Origin of the sequence: Pseudomonas sp., assembly GCF_050739995.1 — a bacterium.
GTDB lineage: Bacteria > Pseudomonadota > Gammaproteobacteria > Pseudomonadales > Pseudomonadaceae > Aquipseudomonas.
Genome location: NZ_JBOICG010000066.1, coordinates 1 through 3,927, shown reverse-complemented (window position 1 = coordinate 3,927; position 3,927 = coordinate 1). Strand labels below are relative to the sequence as shown.

The 3,927-nt window shown below is 62.0% G+C and carries 4 protein-coding genes; all 4 read right to left on the bottom strand.

The window, feature by feature from the left end; genetic code table 11:
* Nucleotides 1–102 precede the first annotated feature (102 nt).
* Entirely contained in the window at nucleotides 103–876 is a 774-nt protein-coding gene (locus tag ACRESD_RS02385; protein WP_431749463.1) for an enoyl-CoA hydratase, read from the bottom strand.
* Between the two features lie 11 nt (nucleotides 877–887).
* The gene (locus ACRESD_RS02380) at nucleotides 888–2,015 is read right to left on the bottom strand and encodes an acyl-CoA dehydrogenase (RefSeq protein WP_431749462.1); all 1,128 of its coding nucleotides are present in this window, start codon (nucleotides 2,013–2,015) and stop codon (nucleotides 888–890) included.
* 9 nt (nucleotides 2,016–2,024) lie between these two features.
* The gene (locus tag ACRESD_RS02375; protein ID WP_431749461.1) at nucleotides 2,025–3,209 is read right to left on the bottom strand and encodes an acetyl-CoA C-acyltransferase; all 1,185 of its coding nucleotides are present in this window, start codon (nucleotides 3,207–3,209) and stop codon (nucleotides 2,025–2,027) included.
* An 11-nt stretch (nucleotides 3,210–3,220) separates the two neighbouring features.
* Nucleotides 3,221–3,927, bottom strand: a 707-nt coding sequence (locus ACRESD_RS02370; RefSeq protein ID WP_431749460.1) for an SDR family NAD(P)-dependent oxidoreductase, incomplete at its 5' end; no start/stop codon positions are given.

Here is a 3,927-nt window from a genome sequence, read left to right as displayed (position 1 = left end):
GCTCCCGATAGCGGTGGATCAGTCAAAGATATTGAGACTGACACACTGCGATCGGGAGCAAGCCCCCTCCCACATTTGATACTCAGTGTTCGTAAGGGCGGGTTACTTGTCCTTGAACTCCGGTGCGCGCTTGCCCACGAATGCGGCCATGCCTTCCTTCTGATCCTGCGTCGCGAACGCCGCATGGAACACCCGGCGCTCAAAGCGCACGCCTTCGGACAGGCTCACCTCAAACGCACGGTTCACACTTTCCTTGACCATCATGCTGATCGGCACCGATTTGCCGGCGATCAGCGTGGCCACTTTGAGCGCTTCTTCCAGCAGCTCATCGGCCGGTACGATACGCGCCACGATCCCGCAACGCTCTGCTTCCACAGCGTCGATAAAGCGCCCGGTCAGGCACATTTCCATGGCCTTGGCCTTGCCCACTGCACGGGTCAGGCGCTGAGTGCCGCCCATGCCCGGCAGTACGCCGAGATTGATTTCCGGTTGACCGAATTTGGCGCCGTCACCGGCGAGGATAAAGTCGCACATCAACGCCAGTTCACAACCACCGCCGAGAGCAAAGCCGTTGACCGCCGCAATGATCGGCTTGCGGCGGTTGGCCACGCGGTCGCTGTCGCTGAACAGGTCGTCCAGGTAGATCTGCGGGTAGGTCAACTCGGCCATTTCCTTGATGTCGGCACCGGCGGCGAAGGCTTTTTTCGAGCCAGTCAACACGATGCAGCCGATTTTCGGGTCGGCTTCCAGGCCGTCCAGCGCCTGGTTCAGTTCGCTGACCAGTTGCGCATTCAAGGCGTTCAGGGCTTGGGGGCGGTTGAGGGTAATCAGCCCGACGCGGCCCTGGACTTCAAGCAAGATGGTTTCGTAACTCATGTATCGGCTCCTTAAAGATTGCGTGAGATGACCATGCGCTGGATATCGCTGGTGCCTTCGTAGATCTGGCAGACCCGCACATCGCGGTAGATCCGCTCCAAGGGGAAGTCGCTCAGGTAACCGTAACCGCCCAAGGTTTGCAAGGCAGCCGAGCAGACTTTTTCGGCCATTTCCGAGGCAAACAGCTTGGCCATGGAAGCTTCCACCAGCGCCTGTTTGCCGCTGTCACGCAAGGCGGCGGCGTAGTGCACCATCTGCCGGGCCACCGCGATTTGCGTGGCCATGTCGGCCAGGCGGAACGCCACGGCCTGGTGTTCAATCAGTGGCTTGCCGAAGCTTTCGCGTTCACGCGCATAGTCACGGGCCGCTTCAAACGCCGCACGGGCCATGCCCACTGATTGCGAGGCGATGCCGACGCGGCCACCTTCGAGGTTGGCCAGGGCGATCTTGTAGCCCTCACCCTCCTCGCCCAAGCGATTGCCCACCGGTACTTTCACGTCTTCGAACAGGATCTGGCAGGTGTCGGAGGCATGCTGCCCGAGTTTGTCCTCGACCCGTGCCACCGTGTAGCCCGGCGAGTCGGTCGGAACGATGAATGCGCTGATCCCGCGCTTGCCGGCGGACGGGTCGGTGACCGCAAACACAATCACGACCCCGGCGTTCTGCCCAGAAGTGATGAACTGTTTGCAGCCGTTCAGCACATAGTGATCGCCCTCAAGGCGTGCGCGGGTTTTCAGGCTGCTGGCGTCGGAACCTGCCTGAGGCTCGGTCAATGCGAAGGCGCCCAGCATGGCGCCACTGGCAAGGGGCTTGAGGAATTGCTCTTTCTGCTGGTCGTTGCCGAACTTGAGGATTGGCACGCAACCCACCGAGTTATGCACGCTCATGATGGTCGAGCACGCGCCATCACCCGCGGCAATTTCTTCCAGGGCCATGGCGTAAGCCAGGTAGCCGGTGTCGCAACCGCCCCACTGCTCCGGCACCAGCATGCCAAAAAAGCCCAGTCCGGCCATTTCGCCGATGGCTTCCTTGGGAAAGCGGTGCTCGCGGTCCCACTCGGCGGCGAAGGGTTTCAAGCGTTCCTGGGCGAATTGCCGGGCCGCGTCGCTGATTTGTAGTTGTTCTTCATTGGGCAGCATAAGACGTCCTTAATCCAGGCATTCGACGGCCATGGCTGTGGCTTCACCGCCGCCGATACAGATGGCGGCAACACCACGCTTGAGACCGTTCTGGCGCAGGGCCGAAAGCAAGGTCACTAGAATCCGCGCGCCGGATGCACCGATCGGGTGGCCCAGGGCACAGGCACCGCCGTGGATATTGACTTTGCTATGGGGAATTTCCAGCTTGTTCATGGTGACCAGGCTGACCACCGCAAAGGCTTCGTTGATCTCGAACAGGTCGACATCAGCCAGGTTCCAACCGGTCTTGCTCATCAACTTGCGAATAGCCCCTACCGGCGCCACGGGAAACAGTCCCGGCTCATCGGCAAACGCCGCATGCCCGCGAATCACCGCCAGCGGCTTGAGGCCGCGTTTCTGTGCTTCGGACTGACGCATCAGCAACAACGCCGCCGCCCCATCGGAAATCGAGCTGGAGTTGGCCGCCGTGACCGTGCCGCCGTCGCGGAAGGCCGGTTTCAGGCTGGCGATCTTATCCAGCTTGGCTTTTGGCGGTTGCTCATCGTGCAGGATGGTTTTCTGTTCTTTGCCCACGGTGACCTGTACCGGGACGATCTCGGCGGCGAAGCTGCCACGGGTGATCGCTTCCTGGGCGCGGGTCAGGGAAGCGATGGCGAAGGCATCCTGAGCTTCCCGGGTAAACCCGTTGTGCTCGGCACAGTCTTCGGCAAAGGTGCCCATCAGGCGGCCCTTGTCGTAGGCATCTTCCAGGCCGTCGAGGAACATGTGGTCAAGTACCTTGCCGTGGCCCATGCGGTAGCCGCTACGGGCGCGGTCCAGCAGGTAAGGCGCGTTGGACATGCTTTCCATGCCACCGGCAATCACTACCTCGACGCTGCCAGCCACCAGTGCGTCGTGGGCCAGGATGGTCGCTTCCATGCCCGAACCGCACATCTTGTTGAGGGTGGTGCAACGGGTGGCTTTGTCCAAGCCGGCCCCCAGTGCAGCCTGACGCGCAGGTGCCTGGCCCAAACCCGCCGGCAGTACACAACCAAACAGCACTTCATCCACAGCATCGGTGGCAATACCGGCACGCTCAACGGCAGCGCGGATCGCGGCGGCACCCAGTTGTGGAGCGCTCAGCCCTTTGAGGTCGCCCTGGAAGCCGCCCATGGGGGTGCGCACGGCGCTGACAATTACGATCGGATCAGTCATAGCAATACTCCTTACTTGGCAGCCATGCGCAAGGCGCCGTCGAGACGGATCACCTCGCCATTGAGCATGCTGTTTTCAATGATGTGTCGCACCAGGGCGGCATATTCAGCCGGTTTGCCCAGGCGCGGCGGAAATGGCACGCCTGCGGCCAGGGAATCACGCACTTGCGGGGTCATGCCGGCCATCATCGGCGTTTCGAAAATACCCGGGGCAATGGTCATGACCCGAATGCCAAAGCGTGCCAGCTCGCGGGCAGCGGGCAAGGTCAGGCTGGCGATGGCTCCTTTTGAGGCAGAATACGCGGCTTGGCCGATCTGCCCGTCAAAGGCGGCCACGGAGGCTGTGTTGATGATCACACCGCGCTCACCGTCGGCATTCGCCTCGGTTTCAGCGATGGCCGCAGCGGCCAGGCGCAACAAGTTGAAACTGCCGATCAGGTTGACGTTGATCACTTGGGCAAAACTGGCCAGCCCGTGGGGGCCGTTCTTGCCGAGGATCTTCTCACCGCGCACCACGCCCGCACAGTTCACCAGCCCATGCAACCCGCCAAACGCAGCAACCGCGGCTTGCACGGCGGCTTCTGCTGCGGCTTCCTGGCTGATATCCGCCACCACGCAACGGGCGTTGGCCCCCAGCTGTTGGGCCTTGGCGGCGACGGCGTCGGCGTTCAGGTCCACCAGCATCACCTTCGCACCGGCCGCGACCAGCATTTCAGCGG

Excerpts from the sequence above, each read along its gene's own strand:
- ACRESD_RS02385 (WP_431749463.1), bottom strand. The coding sequence starts at position 876 with ATGAGTTACGAAACCATCTTGCTTGAAGTCCAGGGCCGCGTCGGGCTG.
- ACRESD_RS02380 (WP_431749462.1), bottom strand. The coding sequence starts at position 2,015 with ATGCTGCCCAATGAAGAACAACTACAAATCAGCGACGCGGCCCGGCAA.
- ACRESD_RS02375 (WP_431749461.1), bottom strand. The coding sequence starts at position 3,209 with ATGACTGATCCGATCGTAATTGTCAGCGCCGTGCGCACCCCCATGGGC.